This window comes from Flavobacterium sp. T12S277 (assembly GCF_048514875.1).
Lineage (GTDB): Bacteria > Bacteroidota > Bacteroidia > Flavobacteriales > Flavobacteriaceae > Flavobacterium.
The window spans coordinates 277,296-294,590 of the sequence record NZ_JBLYEG010000003.1 but is presented as its reverse complement, the minus strand read 5'-3'; the positions used below and the strand labels follow the sequence as shown (position 1 = coordinate 294,590).

The following is a 17,295-nucleotide window of genomic DNA, read 5'->3' as shown; positions in this document are numbered from 1 at the left end:
TTAAAAAAAAAAGAAAAACTCCTCTACAAAAATTACTTCTCGATTATTAATATTGAGTTATTTATTAATACTGAGTGATTATTTTATTCTGTTTTTCGATGTCTTTAAAATACTTAAATGCTTTCGATGCGGCAGATTCTGCCATGTATTTTAAAAAATCTTCGTCCGGACGTGAAATAAATTCTTCGACTATTTCTCCATCTACCAGAATAGTAATTTTTGTTGTACGTCCAAAAGTCAATTCCTCCTGAACGGTCACGATTTTAGTTGTATTAATTCTTAGCTTTGAATATTGTGCGTAAAAAAAATCATAAAAATCATTCCCCAATTTTGTTTTGGTATCGTTAGCAACAATCCCGATCATTTCAATTCCATCTACAGGAATTGACTTTCCGGTATCTGATACTTTATCTTCTCCAAAAACAACACGGTCTTTGCCTATCAGTTCATTTTTTTCATCATAAATCAATAGCAATATTATGATCTCATCTTCTGGTGTAAAATTAACCTGCGTTTTAGAAAGTTCCACTTTTTGAATCGGTTCTAATGTGACTCTTCCGTCCTGCGCATTATTTGATTTATTCGAGTTTTTTTTGTTTTTTTTAAATACAGTCAATTTATATGATATGTTCTTAAACTGCGATTTTAAGTTTTCTGCAGTTCCCGTAATAGCAAGTAAATTTTCTATTTCTTTTACTTCTATTTTGGCTTTTACTTCAATGTGAACTTCCTGAGAAAATCCAGATTCAGAAAAAAAAATAGCAAAAATAATAATCAATATGCTCCAATACTTTTTCATGATACTATCGATTGAATATGTAAATTGTCCCCGAGTTTCCCGTTTGATTAATTATTAAATCTTTAGATATCGAATTTGAGCCGGTACTGATTACCGATAAATTATTGCCGTACTGATTGATTGCCATGGAAGTCACTCCACGCGAATACATCGAAGTATCATTTATATAATTGTTATTGCCTGTTTGTGTGTAGGACTGATTGATTTCATCAGCATATTTGTAGACACTCATGTAGTTATTGTTGCCTGTCTGTTGTGCGGTAACATAAGCATTATTACTTATGATGGTTAAATTGGCTTGATTGTAGTTTCCAATTTGAGCAACAGTTACGATGTTGCTGCTTTTAATGTATTGATTTACTGCTTGATTTTGATTGCGATTGTAGGCTTCATTTAATAAATAGTCACTCCTATACACATCAATTACCTGAGAGAATAAAACTCCTGTGATTAGTAAGAATACAAAAGTGGCTAAACGTTTCATGACCTTTTTTAATTTAAAAAAAGGAAGAACTTAATAGTTCAAGTTCTTCCTTTTCCTGGTTTATTCTTAGTTAGATTGAATTACTACACTTCCATTTAAGAAACCTGTTTGAGTAACTGTACTCATATGATCGTTTCCAAATTGTGCAGTGGCTGCAAAGTTGCCGGCTCCGTATTGTTGAATACTAGAAGTGTTGTCCCAGCCTAATTGTAAAGTAGCTGCATTGTTAAACAGTCCAAATTGATCTGTAGATGCGGTGTTGTCATTTCCGAATTGAAGTGTCAAAGCGTTATTGGCAAGACCAAATTGATTAGTAGTAGCTGTATTGAAGTTACCAATCTGTAATACATCAGAATTGTTGTAAGCTCCAATTTGAGTAGTAACTGCAAGATTACCGAACCAGATTCCCTGAGCGATGCTAGAGTCGTTATTGTCTCCGATTTGTGTTACTATAGCAACATTTCCTCCTCCTAATTGTCCAACAGTAGACTCATTATCATCTCCATATTGTCCTACAATTGCAACGTTGGCAATACCTATTTGGTCAACATCTGAGCTATTAGTTGCTCCTACCTGAATTACTAGTGCACCATTTAATAAACCTGTCTGGTCCACATCACTCATGTTACCTTGCGCAAAAGCTGCGACTCCCACAAACAGCATCGCGGAGATGCTTAAAATTGCTTTTTTCATAATAAATATATTTAATTGGTTATTAATTCAATTTATTACGTAGGTCAGTATGATTTAGGGAAATCATGCACTCAAAATCTTCATTCAAAAATAAAAATCAAAGCTCTTATTTTCTTTCTTCATGATCAAAATTAGAAAACTTATCACCAACCAAAACAGGTATAAATACCTATTTTCCAATATCTTAATTACTTTTCGATGAACTGTAAAACTATCTCGATGAACTACTTTAATGCGTTTTTTTCTTAGCAGGAAAAAAGCTACTTTTCATAATTTGATCACAATTTGACCTAGACATTTGTTAAAACAAAATCATAATATCAATTTTTTAACAAAATCATAAAAAAAAATCCTGTCTTGGGAAAGACAGGATTTAAGAAAGTGTATATGCTAAATGTTATTTGGTAAACAACAATTCTCTGTACTTCGTCAAAGTCCAGCTTTCATCATCTACTAACAATTCTAATTTATCACAGTGATTGCGGATGTCTTCAAAATAAGGTTTTACTTTGTTACAATACGCTTCTGCCATTTTTTGCGCATCAGTCAATTGATTTGCTGTTTTTCGTTCACTAGTCATCGCCAATACTTTAGAATTGATTCCTTCTATATGACCTGAGATTTCTTTGATCAGAACGATTTGTTCTTTTGCTATAGTTTCAAACTCTTTACCAAAAATCTCTTTTAACCCTTTTACATTTTCAATTAAAGTATTTTGGTAGCGAATAGCAGTTGGAATAACATGGTTTCTCGCAATATCTCCTAATACTCTTCCTTCGATCTGGATTTTCTTAGTGTATTCTTCCAATTCAATTTCGTAACGCGCTTCCGCTTCAACGTGATTCAGAATTCCAAGCTCGTCAAATAATTCCAGGGCTTGTTTCGAAACTTTCGCTTTAATCGCTTCCGGAGTGGTTTTAAAATTACTCAACCCTCTTTTAGCCGCTTCTTTTTCCCAGGCATCACTATAACCATCTCCTTCAAAAAGGATTTTTTTAGACTGCTTGATGTATTCTCTTAAAACATTAAAGATCGCATCATCTTTCTTCATGTCTTTAGATTCAATCAAACCGTCTACTTCTATTTTAAAATCTTTTAATTGTTTGGCCACAATAGCATTGAGAGTAGTCATTGCGTTTGAACAGTTGGCATTCGACCCTACCGCTCTAAATTCAAATTTGTTTCCTGTAAAAGCAAAAGGCGAAGTTCTGTTACGGTCTGTATTGTCCAAAAGAACGTCCGGAATTTTCCCAACAACGTTTAATTTTAAATCTGTTTTTTCCTCAGGAGATAATTTTCCGGTGGTTACACTTTCCAATTCTAACAATACTTTAGACAATTGCGCTCCGATAAAAACAGAGATGATTGCCGGAGGTGCCTCGTTAGCTCCCAAACGATGATCGTTGCTTGCCGTTGCAATAGAAGCTCTCAATAAAGTTTCGTAATCGTTAACTGCCTTAATCGTATTGATAAAGAAGGTTAAAAACTGCAAATTGCTCATTGGCGTTTTACTCGGACTCAATAAATTAACTCCTGTATCTGTTGCCAACGACCAGTTGTTGTGTTTTCCGGAACCATTCACTCCTTTAAAAGGCTTTTCATGAAACAACACTTTAAAATCATGACGCTCCGCTACTCTTTGCATCACATCCATTAATAAAGAGTTGTGATCTACTGCCAGATTGGTTTCTTCAAAAATTGGAGCTAATTCAAACTGGTTAGGTGCTACTTCGTTGTGACGTGTCTTTACAGGTATACCTAATAACATACACTCCTGCTCTAAGTCTCTCATATAAGTTAATGCACGAGTCGGGATCGATCCGAAATAATGATCGTCTAACTGCTGTCCTTTTGCCGAAGTATGTCCTAATAAGGTTCTTCCAGTCATCATTAAGTCGGGACGGGAATTGGCCAATGCTTTATCAATTAAAAAGTATTCCTGTTCCCAGCCCAAAGTAGCGGTAACCTTCTTTACGTTTTTATCAAAATATTTACACACTTCAGTCGCCGCTTCATCCATCGCAGACAAAGCTCTTAACAATGGAATTTTATTGTCCAAAGCCTCTCCTGTGTAAGCAATAAAGACCGTTGGAATACACAAAGTGGTACCATAAATAAATGCCGGAGAAGTTGGATCCCAAGCGGTATAACCTCTCGCTTCAAATGTATTTCTGATTCCACCATTCGGAAAACTTGAAGCGTCCGGTTCCTGTTGTACCAATTGCGCTCCTCCGAACTTTTCTACAGGGTCGCTTCCGTCGTAAGACGTTTCAAAAAAGGCATCATGCTTTTCTGCAGTTGTTCCTGTAAGAGGCTGAAACCAGTGTGTATAATGGGTAACCCCTTTTGATAATGCCCATTCTTTCATACCCATGGCGATATAATCTGCCAGTTTTCTGTCTATTTTAGTCCCATGTTGAATGGCATCTCTCACTCCTTTTAAAGCATCAGAAGTTAAAAATTGCTTCATTGCTTTTTCATTAAACACATTTGAACCAAAGATGTTCGATTTTCTGTCTATTTCTTCAAAATGTACCGGCTTTCTTGTAGAAGCTTCTTGTAAAGCTTGGAAACGTAATGTTGACATGTATATAAGTTTAAAGATTTGTAATTATTTTCATTAAAAAAAGAGAAACAAATATAAACAATAAACTCCCCTGTTTGAAACATAAACTTTAGAATATTATCCAACGATTTATCAACATTAAACGCTTTTTTCAAAGAATAATGAATTTGATTCAAAGAAATATAACAAAATGCCGCAGTATTATTCATTAAATCAACATTTTTTCACAATTCTATGGTTTAAAAATTTAAAAACGGCCCCTCATTTTTACGAATTTGCCTTTTTACACTATCTAAAATTACTTTTTTTAAAATATACCCCTTCAAAAATTACGCTTATCTAAAAAATAGTAACACTCAAAACAAAATAGCCCCCTAATTTTTAGGAGTGAAAAAATAAATCTATCTTTGACCCAACGAAAAAAAACAAAAAAATTAATTTATATTATTATGGCTAAAATTAAGTTAGAATACATTTGGTTAGATGGATATGAACCAACCCAAAATCTTAGAAGTAAAACTAAAGTTGAAGAGCACGAAAATTTCAAAGGAACATTAGAAGAACTTGGGAATTGGTCATTTGATGGTTCATCAACCAAACAAGCCGAAGGCGGATCTTCTGACTGTCTTTTAGTTCCAGTTGCAATCTATCCGGATCCAACGCGTATTAACGGATACCTGGTAATGTCAGAAGTTATGTATGCTGACGGAAGACCACACCCTTCTAACGGTAGAGCTACAATTGACGATGATAATGATGATTTTTGGTTTGGATTCGAACAAGAGTACTTCATCATGGATACTAAAACTCAACTTCCTCTTGGATTTCCTGTTGGAGGTTACCCAGCTCCACAAGGGATGTACTACTGCTCTGTAGGTGGAAAAAATACACACGGTAGAAAATTGGTGGAAGAACATGCTGATTTATGTATCGCTGCCGGTATAAACTTTGAAGGTATCAACCAGGAAGTTGCCTGCGGACAATGGGAGTTCCAATTATTTGCTAAAGGAGCTAAAAAAGCCGGAGACGAAATCTGGGTTGCCCGTTACTTATTAGATCGTTTGACTGAAAAATACGGTTACTATATCGAATACCACCCAAAACCACTTGGAGATACCGACTGGAATGGTTCAGGTATGCATGCTAACTTCTCTAACGAAGTATTGAGAACATGTGGAGATCAGGCTACTTACGAAAGAATCTGTGAGGCTTTCCGTCCTGTTACTGCTGAGCATATTGCAGTTTATGGAGCTTATAACGACCAACGTTTGACTGGTAAACACGAAACAGCTTCTATTCATGATTTCTCTTATGGTGTTTCAGACAGAGGATGTTCAATCAGAATCCCGTTAATGACGGTACAAAAAGGATGGAAAGGATGGTTAGAAGACAGAAGACCTGCTTCAAACGGTGACCCATATAAAATCGCTGCCAGAATTATCAAAACTGTAAAATCAGCATTGTAATTCTTAAAGTATATCATACTCAAAAGTGCCCTCCATTAGGAAGGGCACTTTTTTATACGGCCTATTTTCTAAAATCCGGACAACAGGAATAAATTACAGCAATTTGCCGTTAACTTTTCAAGAATTCATTTTTAGATTTAATTTAAAAACTATCTTTGTGAATCACTAAAAAAGCACCCTAATGGTTTGGATTTTCTTCTTAATAGCTGTCGCACTTATTCTTGCTTTAGACTTAGGCGTTTTCAACAAAAACCCACACATCATCAGTACTAAAGAAGCAAGTAAATGGACTCTTATCTGGGTAACCCTGTCTTTTCTTTTTTCAGGAGTTATTTACTGGCTGTACACTACAGATTATATTGCAAATCCCGACAATCTGAAACCCGCCGTGGCTTCTATGAAGTTTATAACCGGTTACCTGATTGAATTATCGCTAAGCGTTGACAATATTTTTGTGATCGCAATTATTTTTGCTTCTTTCAAAATACCTCAAAAATATCAGCACCGTGTTTTATTTTGGGGAATTCTGGGTGCCGTTATTTTCCGCGGACTCATGATTTTCTTTGGAGTAATGCTTATCAATAAGTTTGCCTGGACAACTTATTTGTTTGGTGCTTTCCTGCTTTTTACAGCCATCAAAATGCTGTTTACCGGAGACAATGAAGATTTTCAGCCCAAAGACTCTTTTATCTACAAAACACTCGGGAAAATTATTCCGATTACCTCGCAGATGGACGGAGAGAAATTTTTCATTAGCACAAAAACAGCTAAAAAAGCGGCAACCCCATTATTTGTAGCTCTGATTGTAATAGAATTCATGGATGTTCTTTTTGCGGTAGACAGCGTACCCGCTATCCTCGCCATTACTTCTGACCCATTTTTAGTATTCAGTTCTAATATTTTTGCTATTCTGGGATTGCGTTCGATGTACTTTTTCCTGGCCAATATGCTGGCAAAATTCAGTTATCTGGAATACAGCCTTATTGCGATCTTAAGTTTCGTAGGATTAAAAATGCTGCTTCACGATGTCTTCCATGTACCGGAATGGGCTTCTTTGGCATTCATTGCCCTTTCTCTTTTAGTTGGAATTCTGGTTTCTTTAAAATTCGGAGAAGAAAAAGAATTGACAGATGCAGATCCGGAATAGAATTAAAAATATCACAAATAAAAAAAAGGAGATCTTTCGATCTCCTTTTTTTTATATCATACTCTAATGATTAGTTTAGCACCTTAACCTTACTATCATCAATGTTGTATTTTTTAATAACCGCATTGTAATCAGAGTAATCGGCTTTATTAACTGATTTACCTGTACTTGAAAATGCTCCCGGCACAATTACAATTCTAAAAGTTTGATTTTTTATAAACTCAGGCGTCAAAGCCAAATCATAACTTCCTCCTGCAAAAATGGTAAAATCGTTTTTACTAAAATCGAAGTCATAATCGAAATCCCCTTTTGAAGTATAAACTGTTCTAGGAATTTGCTGCCAGATTGGAGTAGTTGGATTAACCGTTCCCGCCAATCTATAAATTATAAGTACATCGGAATCAAAAATCGCTGGTGTCAATTTCTGATAGATATTATAACCGTCAGTGCTATTAAAGCTAAAATTTACATTTTGAAGTTCAAAAACTTCTGCCGCAGGTCCCGGATCACCAATAGGTCCTTCTGGTCCTTCACAACTTGAAAATCCGATTAGTCCAACGACTGCAACTGCGAAAAGTGTAAGTATCTTTTTCATAATTTCTGTGGTATTACTTGTTTTTAGAATATATATAAAGGTATTCCAAAAATCAAACCAAAAAAAATATTTAATACCGTTCTTGTTAGAATTTTCTATTATTTTTTCGTAACCTGCTGATTTTTAAGTAGTATTTTATTAAAAAATAAAGCATGATAAGGCAATGAATTCTCCCAATAATCCCAGGTATGTGCTCCCGCTCGTTCGGTATAATCATGATCTACCTTATTATAAACCAATCTTCGATGTAATTCTCTGTTGGGTTCTATCAAAAAATCATCGACACCACAATCTATAATTAAAGGAAGTTTATTTGTTTTTAATTTGTCCAACATCCCCATTACAGCATATTGTGCATACATTTCAGAACTGTCACTTTTATCCCCAAAAACGGGCTGCATTAATTTTACAATCTGTCCCGATGCATCTCTGTTTAACATTACACTCATATCTACTGCACCACTCATGCTACCTGCTGCACAAAACAAATCCGGGTGTTTGGCAGACAAATACAAAGCACCATGGCCTCCCATAGAAAGACCCGTAATAACTCTTCCGCTTCTGTTGCTTATGGTTCGGTAGGTTTTGTCTACTTTCTGAATCACTTCCTGTGTGATAAAGGTTTCAAACTGACTTCCTTTATTGACCGGGCTATCCAGATAAAAACTAAACGTTTCTCCTTCGGGCATGACGATAATCATATTGTATTGATCGGATAAATTCTGCACTAATTTTTTATTGGGTGTGTTTTTCAGCCAGTCGCTAAAATGTCCGTAAGCCCCATGTAATAAATACATCACCGGAAATGCCGATTTGCTTTTTGCATACGAATTTGGCAAAACAACCGCAGCTTTGTAGGTCTTGCTCATGGCTGTACTCGCAACTTGTAACGTATCTACTTTTGCCGCATAACTCATTGAAGTAACGCCCAAAAAAACAGCAAATACTAAAATTCTAAAGTTTTTCATATTTAAATTTTTCTGATTAAGGATTGTAAATATAACTTTTTCAAAATGAACCATATGAAAAATCCGGTCGTTTTTTTGACACAGAAATGAGGAATTTGTTGGATTTTTTTATTTAGGTTGAAAAGATAGTTTTGCCACGAATTTCACAAATTTCCACCAACATTCACACATCTAATTCGCGTAATTCGTGGCAAAAAAAACCAAATAAAAACCATTCTAATCCCCAAAATCTGTGGCAAAAAAAAACCACTCGTCGAAACGAATGGCTTTGATATTTTGAAAAAATAAGCGTTACCAGATTACTACTCGCAAACTATCCTGCTGGTACATCTTATCTCCTTTTTTAACGTTGAATGCCTTATGGAACTCCGGAATATTACTCAACGGCCCGTTAACCCTGAATTGTTCAGGCGCATGTACATCCGTCATAATATGATTGATTTTTGACTCGTTCCTTCTGTTGATCATCCAGGAATAGGCATAGGCCAGAAAATAACGCTGCTCCGGGGTTAATCCGCTGATCTTTTCCTTGTTTTTATATTGAGCTGTTTTTTGAAATGCTTCGTACCCCATAATCACACCACCCAAATCAGCAATATTTTCACCTTGAGTAGCATCTCCGTTTACATTTTTCCCCAGTATACTGTATTTGTTGTACTGATCTACAATTAATTGTGTTTTGGTTTTAAATTTCTTCAAATCCTCTGCTGTCCACCAATTGTTTAAATTCCCTTTTTCGTCGTACTGACTTCCCTGGTCGTCAAAACCATGTGTGATCTCATGTCCGAAAAACGAACCTCCAATGATTCCATACAACACAGCATCGTCCGGCATACGTCCCTCATAACCCGGAACAATAATGTTACAGGCCGGAATTACAATCTCATTATTACTCGGATTGTAATAGGCATTGTAGGTTTGTGGCTGCATAACCCACTCGTTTCTGTCAACCGGTTTACCATACTTGTTCACCATAAATTTATACTCCCAAACATTGGCTTTCATTACATTCCCACAGTAAGAACTTCTGTCTATCGAAAGTTGACTCATATCCTTCCATTTGTCAGGATAGCCTAATTTCATTACCATTTTGCTCAGTTTGTACAGTGCTTTTTGCTTGGTAGCCTCGCTCATCCAGTCTAGCTTTTTTATGTGCGAAGCAAATACATCACGAATATTGTTTCCTATTTCGAGCAGTTTCTCTTTCACTCCTTTTGGCATATAATCGGCAACATATACCTGTCCGATCAATTCCCCCAAAGACGAATCGGTTTGCTCTACTACCCTTTTCCATCTTGGTTTTTGCGTCGATACACCGTTTAATACTGTAGAATAGAATTTGAAATTTTGCTTTTCAATGGCCGAATTCAGATAAGGAGAATAACGGTTTACAAGATTCCATTTCAGATACGTTTTCCATTCTTCGATGGAATAACTTTTAAGAGTCGAATTTAGGGCTTTAAAAAATTCCGGCTGCCCCACAATTACTGAATCGGCTTTGGCTACTCCTAAAACCGGAAGTACTTTCTTCCAGTCGATATTGGATGTTAGCGCATTGAACTGATCGATACTTAATTTATTGTAATTTTTGATCGGATCACGTAACTGCTCTAGTTTTCGGGATGCTTTTGCCAGTTCGGTTTCAAGCTTCAATATTGTTGCCGCATTTTTTGCCGCAAGCAACTCTTCTTCCCCTGTTAAACGCATCATTGTTTTAAGATGTGCCAGGTATGCAGCACGAATTTCCACATTTCGTTTATCAGTATCCAGATAATAATCTCTTTGCCCCATTCCAATACCACCTTGTCCGAAGAACAACGCATACTTGGTGCTGATTTTATCATCCTGTGCAACATAAAATGAAAAACCTGGATCTGCTCCAACGGTTTGCAAATGTGCAATTGTATTGACCAGGCTCGAAACATCTTTAATTTCACTGATCTTTTTAATTTCTGTATGTAACGGAGACAAACCAGCTTTTTCAATCGCAGTGGTATCCATTCCTGAAGCGTAAAAATCACCTATCTTTTGTTTGTTGCTGCCTTTGGCGAGGGATTCGTCTTTTGCCGAGTTTTCACAGATACTTTTAATTTGTTCATTAATAGTATCCATTACAATTCTCATGATACCATTATTACTATCAGTAGCAGCAATAGGATTTTTTTTAAACCAGCCATTATTAGCATAGTTAAAAAAATCTTCCGCAGGATTTACCGTGGTGTCGCGGTTGGTTAGCAGTGGATCTGAAAATACGGTTTCTTTTTTACTACAGCTTAAAAAAGCCATTCCAACAAGAAAAAATGCAATTCGTTTTCTAAATAAATTCATGCAGTTATAAAGTTTAGTTGATTGTATTAGTCTATTCCTGACCAACTTGTTACATTTTAAGTACAACAAGCCTGTAAATATAAATTTTATAACAACAACCTTTATAAGTAAATTCACAAAAAAAACGATACGAGCTGTAAAAACTCGATTTCATGCTTCAAAAAATATAAAAGAAGCTTTTACTTCTTTAATATCCTATAGCAAAATTCCTTTAGCTAATAATAATTTTATGTTCGAGGCGGTACTGCGAAGCGCTTTTACCAGTATACTGCTTGAAGGATTTACTAAAGTGACTAAAATTATTGAATCCGCTTTCATAACACACCTCATTAATACTTATAGGTTTCTCTGCCAAAAGTTTAGAAGCATGTACCAAGCGGTATTCATTTACAAACTCCGTAAATGTTTTATTGGATATTTTTTTAAAGTAACGACAAAAAGAAGGTGTCGTCATGCTAATCAGACTCGAGACTTCGTCTATAGCAATCGATTCCTGAAAATGATCTTTCACATAATTAAAAATTACATTCATTCGGTCATTGTCCTGCGTTTGTAATTCTAACGAAAAACCGTCGGCATTCAGGATGGTATATTCTTCTGATGAGTCTAATTCATCCAAAATACTTAAAAGCGTCAACAAGCGCTCAAACGGAAGTTGATTTTCCATCATCTCGATTCGTTCACCTACCCTTTTCTTGGTTTCTCCACCAAAAGCAATTCCACCCTTTGACTGACTCAGTACATTTCGAACCTTTTTCATTTCGGGTCCGGCGAAAAAATCATTCCCTAAAAACTCAGGCTTAATATGAATTACGGTTTCATCTTTATTTCCGGTTAGTTCATTTGTAAAACCACAATGCGGAAGGTTTGCCCCGATCAGAAGCAAGCTGCCATTGGTGTAATACGAAACATGACTCCCTATTTGTCTTTTTCCCGCGCCCCCATTTATGTAAACCAACTCAATTTCGGGATGGTAATGCCATATATGTGCCTTGCTGTTGGTTTTCTCAGCATGTTTGGTATAGGTAAATGAGCTTCCGTAGGAATTAGATATCACTTCAAGAGCTGGGGCAATCGTCTTCATGATAATGACTTTAAAAAATAATAACAAATTTAACAAAAACACCTAACATAATTCACATTTTAACCTATAACGGTTTCGTAAATGAGAATATCTCATGAAAAAGCAAAAAACCAATATCTCAAATTACGATTATTGCGTCATTTTTTTTAGTACTCCTGATTTTTTGATTCTTTTTTTTAACATATACTATTTAAACCCGTCTTTTTATAAACATATAACATTTCTGTAAGAATTAAAGACATTTTTCAAAAAACTAAAAAAACTCCAAACATTAAAAAATAAGAACATAATTAACTAAAACACCAATAATAATTCAAATTTTAACCTATAACGGTTTCGTAAATGAGAATACAGCACATAAATAGGCAAATAGAGTTGTGAAAAAAAACCTGATACCAAAGTAATTTAGCCTCAGAGAAATGAACCAATCATTTAAAACTAAAAGCTATGAAAACGATTTTAAAATTAAGCTTAGTCTGTGCAGTACTTTTAACCGGATGGAACACTTACGCCATTGACGGAAATGAAAACGGCAACAACGATTTTAACCTTCATGTATTAAAAGCCAATGGAAAGCTCATTACGTTTGCTCTGAACCAGGTACACAAGGCCAGTTTGAGTATTTATGATAAAAGTGGTTCTTTACTATATACCGAAAATGCTTCAGGCAAAGAAGGAATTTTAAGAACTTTTAGTTTAGAAGAATTTCCGGAAGGAACCTATTTTCTGGAAGTTGAAGACAGTTTTAAAAAAGTGAGACATGAAATTACGATAACCGACGACAAATCTGTGTTATCTTCTAAAGCAGTTTCATCAACATACAAAGCAGATTTCTCTGCTCAAAATTCAAACGTAGCAGTACGTTAAAAAAGTTTATACTCGCATAAAGTATAAAAATGAGGTTAGATAGTTAGTAAAGTAAAAACGTGATTGTTTTAAAACAGCTCTTTGTGGTTATTGAGCTGTTTTTTTTTGCCTATAAACTAAGCAGCTTAAACCCAAAGTGCGCAAGGCTTTTTTATATATCTTTTTATACAAACGCAAAGTTCGCAAAGCTAATTATTGATAAAGCCTTGCGAACTTTGCGGTTAAATCTTAAAATACATTTTGTAAGAAAGAGAGGCAAAAACACGTTGTCTTAATTTTTACAAAACATTAAAACATAACCACAGAATTAACACTAACACTTAAAATAATTCAAAATTTAACCTATAACGGTTTCGTAAATGAGAATATAGCATAGAAATAAGAAAATAGAGTTGTGAGAAAATTACCATCTCCGAAGTAATTTAGCATCAGAGAATTAGAACTATTAATCTAAAAAACAAAAGTCATGAAAAAGATTTTAAAATTAAGTTTAGTATGTGCAGTGCTTTTTACAGGAATGAGTACGTATGCAATTGACGGGAATGAAGATTTTAATCTTCATGTATTAAAAGCCAACGGAAAGCTGATTACGTTTGCCCTTAACAAAGTGAAAAAAGCAAACCTGGCGATTTATGATAAAGATGGTAGTGTGCTTTATTCTGAAAACGCTTCAGGTAAAGAAGGCATTTTGAGAACTTTTAACCTGGAAGAACTTCCGGCAGGAACGTATTTCTTAGAAGTGGAGGATAGTATAAAAAAAGTAAGACATGAAATTACAATTACCGATGCTACAACTGTATTGTCGAGAAAAGCAATTTCATCCAGTTATAAAGCAGGTTTTTCTGCCAAAAAAACAAGCGTAGCAGTACGCTAAAAAGTTTATGCTTCAAAAGTATAAAAGTGAGTTTATCTAGTTAGTAAAAATAGTACATTTTAAACAGCTCTTTGTCGTTATCGAGCTGTTTTTTTATGTTCGTTTTTAATCTCAAACAACTGATCTTTATAATTTTAGAAAAATATTCTTAATAATTATAAAAAGGTATTTTATACACTATTAAAAAAATAACAAATAAAAACATCCATCATCCCAGTAAATACGTACATAGTTCAGGTAAAACACAGAAACATCTTTAATTCAGCAATTTAAGTATTGAAAAAAGTAAGTTTTTTGCATAAAATTAAATTTCTATTTGTAGTTTTACGCGTTGCAAAATGAGTAATAAACAATTAAAAAAGACATGACAAATTTAACGAAGGTGGGCTTAGTTGTTGCCGTATTTCTAACAACAATTTTTACGTATGCATTTGATGGAAAAGGGGATTATATTTTGAATATAAAAACCGGAAATGGAAAGGTAGTTAGTTTTACTTTAAACTCCATTGAGAAATCAGTTTTTACTATCTATGATGAAAACAATAATTTGGTTTACACAGGAGAAGCTGCTTCAAACCAATTAGAGACTTCAAAAACTTTAAGTTTAGAGGCATATCCTGCCGGAACTTACATCCTGGAAGTAAAAGAAAATGGTAAAGTTGCCAAACATGAAATTAAGGTTTCTACTAAGAAATCAAAAACTGTAAAGATGGACGAATCAGTGAATAAAAGCCCTGCTTTCCGTCGCTAATTGTTTTTACTTGAAATTGAAAAGCATCAGCCCGGCTGATGCTTTTTTTGTTTATTCCTTTTCTTTCCCTCGTAATTCCTTCCCTATTTGAACTAGTTTCCAAAACACAACAACATCTTGCGGTATAGGAATTTTTAGTTCATCTACTTTTAAATCTTGGCTATAAAGTGACGAATGCAAAATAGCATAACTTAAATCGAAAACATCAATTGCTGTGCAGCTTTGTTTAAACTCAGGTCGTAATTCCTGACTGTCAGCAAAACAAACATTCCCTGTTTCTTTCTCATCAATAAACAGTAAGCCGCAACCATTTGCAATAAATTGAAACGTTTCGGGATTTAATGCCATACTATTATTGTCTGTTTTTTGAAAAAGCATCTCCAGCGTAAAATAGCTTTGACTGTTCTCTAACGCTATTTTTAAAATAAGCTCTTCCAACTCAGCATTAACAGCAAGCCCAACTCTATGTTCTACAAGATGTAAATTATTTATTTTACTTAAATAGTCTTCAATTCTCATACTCCCACTCTCTAAATCTATATAAAGTTAGATTATTTTTTAGCGTAACTAAAATAATTACAAGCCTTAAACGTTTTTATATCCATAAGAAATTATTTACCAGACAAGAATTTACTATTGTTTTCGACTCTAATTTTATCGATAAAGTCAAAAAAACATCGCCAAAATGCACGTTATACTACTGATTTAGATATATTTGCAAAAAACACAATCAGCTAACATTAAATAATTCTCTTGCTTTTAAATTGTTCCAAAAAAATATAAATAATATCAAGTCCCCATTTAAATCTATTTCCATGAAAGAAAAACTAGCTGTTCTAGTGCTATTGATTCTTTTTTCAATTCGTGTTTCTGCTCAGGATGAAAAATTTTATCAAACGAATAAAGTAAGCGACAAATACGTTTATGTTGATGTGATGAAAACCTACGAAAGGGTTGCCGCAAAAGGCTACAAATCTGTAGATTTATTTCAAAAGTTAGGAAACTCCTCGTACGCCAAATGTAATATGGACAAAGCCGCCAAATGGTACCGCGAGCTTTTTGCCCTTACCACCGATTTAGAACCTGAATATTACTACCGCTATGCAGAATCATTGCGATCGATTTCCCTATATCAGGAAGCTGACGCTCTTATTGAAAAATTAAAAACAAAAGTCCCGGTAAAAAAGAAAGCTTAAAACCTTTACAGAAATGACAAACTATATGGAATTTCATTCGTATGCTAGCGCGAGCTTCGAGCTCGTGCGCATCAACAGAATTTCAATTTTGTTATGTAAACTTTGAGGTCACAAGCGGGTAGGATTGAATAGTAATTCTTCAATGTATTTCTATTTTAAAGTTAAATATCTTTCCAAATCTGTTTCCGCAAGAAGAGAAATTAAGATATTAAACAAATCAGATTGAGATTTCATTATAGCTAAAACATCATAATAGGCCATAATTTGCCCTTTTATATAATCTTTATCTTCTTCTTTACAAATTGATATTTCATATTCTAGTTCTTTTAATTTTTCTAATTGTATTGACACGAGATCAATTAAGTAATTTTCATACTTATTCATATTATTTCATTTCTGATATTTTTTTTCTAAAATATTTTGTTTCCCGCTCGTGCGCATCGACATTTGTTTTATAAACTTTGGGTTCACTGGCGAGACGTTAGCTCTAACAAGGAATTATTTTTGTAATCCTATTTCTTTTAATAAACTTGGTACTCCAGTACAATTAAATCCCTTAGAGTTACTTGAAATCCTTTTTCATCTTTGTCTTCCGGTTCCAAATAAGCGAGCATATCCTCATATATTTCGCTGTAATTATAAACAACCAATATGAAATTTTTCATTAGTTTGGGTGCATAGATCCTATTACCAACATTCAAAACCGTATATTCTGTTATTACTTTCATGCATACTTTTTTTATAGTATTAATTGACCATTGTCTGTGGAAAACTGTCTAACATTTTTTTACTCGTCCTTCTGGTACGAACATCTCACCAAAGCACAATAAATCTTTATTCACCCAAAAGTTCACGAAACTTATTTTTTATTTCTAATTGAATTGGCTCTATCAATTCTGGAATTTTTTTATACGCGGTTGCTGCTGACATATAGACTTTACTGTCAAACAAGACCCCATCTCGATTTACAAACTCATTTTTAACATACTGATTCAAAATATCTAATGAAGAAGTAAAATATTTTTCTAGTAATTCTTCGATTTCATCATTAAAATAAATCTTATTAAAACTGTAGTATTCGTAAAGTTTCTTATCAGCTTCAGTATAATCGGTAAATTGTTTATGATTAGTTTCTACATTAGTTTCATTATTAAGTGCACCTTTTAAAGGACTTACATAAATCCTTAGCTTAAACAAAGCATCGTTCAAATACTTATAAGTTTTTGCCATTACCTCAAATCGCTTTTCATGAAGTTTAGTAAACTTAAAACTTTCTTTTGATTTCAAATAATTAAGTTCCGATTGGAATTGAGAAAGTTCTTTTGAATGCTCTTTTTTTACTTCTTCGAGTTTTTTGCTGAAAGAATTTTGAACACTCCCTTTTACTTTCTCATTCAGCCAAAGCGTAATTAATGTTGGAACTAAACCACAAACAAGTACTGTAATAACATCCATCTTTTTTTTTATTTAAATATAA

General features: G+C 34.2%; 18 protein-coding genes. 6 read left to right on the top strand and 12 right to left on the bottom strand.

Annotation, left to right across the window (positions count from 1 at the left end):
• Positions 1–64 precede the first annotated feature (64 nt).
• From ACN1CN_RS07540 to ACN1CN_RS07525, 4 genes are all read right to left on the bottom strand, one after another.
• Positions 65–799, bottom strand: coding sequence for a CsgE family curli-type amyloid fiber assembly protein (locus ACN1CN_RS07540; RefSeq protein ID WP_291285145.1), 735 nt, complete (start codon positions 797–799; stop codon positions 65–67).
• 4 nt (positions 800–803) lie between these two features.
• Positions 804–1,283 (bottom strand): hypothetical protein, encoded by a 480-nt coding sequence (locus tag ACN1CN_RS07535; protein ID WP_419135208.1) that lies wholly within the window; start codon positions 1,281–1,283, stop codon positions 804–806.
• A 66-nt stretch (positions 1,284–1,349) separates the two neighbouring features.
• Positions 1,350–1,976, bottom strand: coding sequence for a hypothetical protein (locus tag ACN1CN_RS07530; protein WP_264523329.1), 627 nt, complete (start codon positions 1,974–1,976; stop codon positions 1,350–1,352).
• Positions 1,977–2,373: 397 nt separating this feature from the next.
• Entirely contained in the window at positions 2,374–4,563 is a 2,190-nt protein-coding gene (locus ACN1CN_RS07525; RefSeq protein WP_264523328.1) for a glutamine synthetase III, read from the bottom strand.
• 428 nt (positions 4,564–4,991) lie between these two features.
• Here ACN1CN_RS07525 and ACN1CN_RS07520 point away from each other — a divergent pair, with 428 nt between their 5' ends.
• Together ACN1CN_RS07520 and ACN1CN_RS07515 are read left to right on the top strand one after the other, a co-directional pair.
• Entirely contained in the window at positions 4,992–6,008 is a 1,017-nt protein-coding gene (locus ACN1CN_RS07520) for a glutamine synthetase beta-grasp domain-containing protein (RefSeq protein WP_264523327.1), read from the top strand.
• A gap of 181 nt (positions 6,009–6,189) precedes the next feature.
• A complete protein-coding gene (locus tag ACN1CN_RS07515) occupies positions 6,190–7,155 on the top strand; it encodes a TerC family protein (protein WP_264523326.1) in 966 nt (321 codons plus the stop codon).
• Positions 7,156–7,225: 70 nt separating this feature from the next.
• Here the strand turns inward: ACN1CN_RS07515 and ACN1CN_RS07510 are convergent, their stop codons facing one another.
• From ACN1CN_RS07510 to ACN1CN_RS07495, 4 genes are all read right to left on the bottom strand, one after another.
• Positions 7,226–7,750, bottom strand: coding sequence for a hypothetical protein (locus ACN1CN_RS07510; protein ID WP_264523325.1), 525 nt, complete (start codon positions 7,748–7,750; stop codon positions 7,226–7,228).
• Between the two features lie 98 nt (positions 7,751–7,848).
• The gene (locus ACN1CN_RS07505) at positions 7,849–8,718 is read right to left on the bottom strand and encodes an alpha/beta hydrolase (protein WP_419135207.1); all 870 of its coding nucleotides are present in this window, start codon (positions 8,716–8,718) and stop codon (positions 7,849–7,851) included.
• Between the two features lie 291 nt (positions 8,719–9,009).
• On the bottom strand, positions 9,010–11,046 hold the full coding sequence (locus ACN1CN_RS07500) for a M13 family metallopeptidase (RefSeq protein WP_419135206.1): 2,037 nt from the start codon (positions 11,044–11,046) through the stop codon (positions 9,010–9,012).
• Between the two features lie 211 nt (positions 11,047–11,257).
• Positions 11,258–12,130 (bottom strand): AraC family transcriptional regulator, encoded by an 873-nt coding sequence (locus ACN1CN_RS07495; protein WP_291285149.1) that lies wholly within the window; start codon positions 12,128–12,130, stop codon positions 11,258–11,260.
• A gap of 447 nt (positions 12,131–12,577) precedes the next feature.
• On the opposite strand from ACN1CN_RS07495, the gene ACN1CN_RS07490 reads away from it, so the two are divergent.
• The 3 genes from ACN1CN_RS07490 (at position 12,578) to ACN1CN_RS07480 (ending at position 14,622) form a co-directional block, all read left to right on the top strand.
• A complete protein-coding gene (locus tag ACN1CN_RS07490; RefSeq protein ID WP_419135205.1) occupies positions 12,578–12,997 on the top strand; it encodes a secretion protein in 420 nt (139 codons plus the stop codon).
• A gap of 466 nt (positions 12,998–13,463) precedes the next feature.
• Complete coding sequence (locus ACN1CN_RS07485; RefSeq protein WP_419135204.1) at positions 13,464–13,871, top strand: T9SS type A sorting domain-containing protein; 408 nt, start codon at positions 13,464–13,466, stop codon at positions 13,869–13,871.
• 364 nt (positions 13,872–14,235) lie between these two features.
• Entirely contained in the window at positions 14,236–14,622 is a 387-nt protein-coding gene (locus tag ACN1CN_RS07480) for a secretion protein (RefSeq protein WP_264523319.1), read from the top strand.
• Between the two features lie 51 nt (positions 14,623–14,673).
• Here ACN1CN_RS07480 and ACN1CN_RS07475 read toward each other — a convergent pair whose 3' ends face one another.
• Entirely contained in the window at positions 14,674–15,141 is a 468-nt protein-coding gene (locus ACN1CN_RS07475) for a type ISP restriction/modification enzyme (RefSeq protein ID WP_419135203.1), read from the bottom strand.
• Between the two features lie 296 nt (positions 15,142–15,437).
• Here ACN1CN_RS07475 and ACN1CN_RS07470 point away from each other — a divergent pair, with 296 nt between their 5' ends.
• Positions 15,438–15,818, top strand: a complete 381-nt coding sequence (locus ACN1CN_RS07470; RefSeq protein ID WP_419135202.1) for a flagellar motor protein MotB — start codon at positions 15,438–15,440, stop codon at positions 15,816–15,818.
• A gap of 150 nt (positions 15,819–15,968) precedes the next feature.
• Here ACN1CN_RS07470 and ACN1CN_RS07465 read toward each other — a convergent pair whose 3' ends face one another.
• The 3 genes from ACN1CN_RS07465 to ACN1CN_RS07455 all read right to left on the bottom strand — a co-directional run bounded on the left by ACN1CN_RS07465 (position 15,969) and on the right by ACN1CN_RS07455 (position 17,273).
• Positions 15,969–16,202, bottom strand: a complete 234-nt coding sequence (locus tag ACN1CN_RS07465; RefSeq protein ID WP_419135201.1) for a hypothetical protein — start codon at positions 16,200–16,202, stop codon at positions 15,969–15,971.
• 137 nt (positions 16,203–16,339) lie between these two features.
• Entirely contained in the window at positions 16,340–16,483 is a 144-nt protein-coding gene (locus tag ACN1CN_RS07460; protein ID WP_419135200.1) for a hypothetical protein, read from the bottom strand.
• A 169-nt stretch (positions 16,484–16,652) separates the two neighbouring features.
• Positions 16,653–17,273, bottom strand: coding sequence for a hypothetical protein (locus tag ACN1CN_RS07455; protein WP_419135199.1), 621 nt, complete (start codon positions 17,271–17,273; stop codon positions 16,653–16,655).
• Positions 17,274–17,295: the final 22 nt, after the last annotated feature.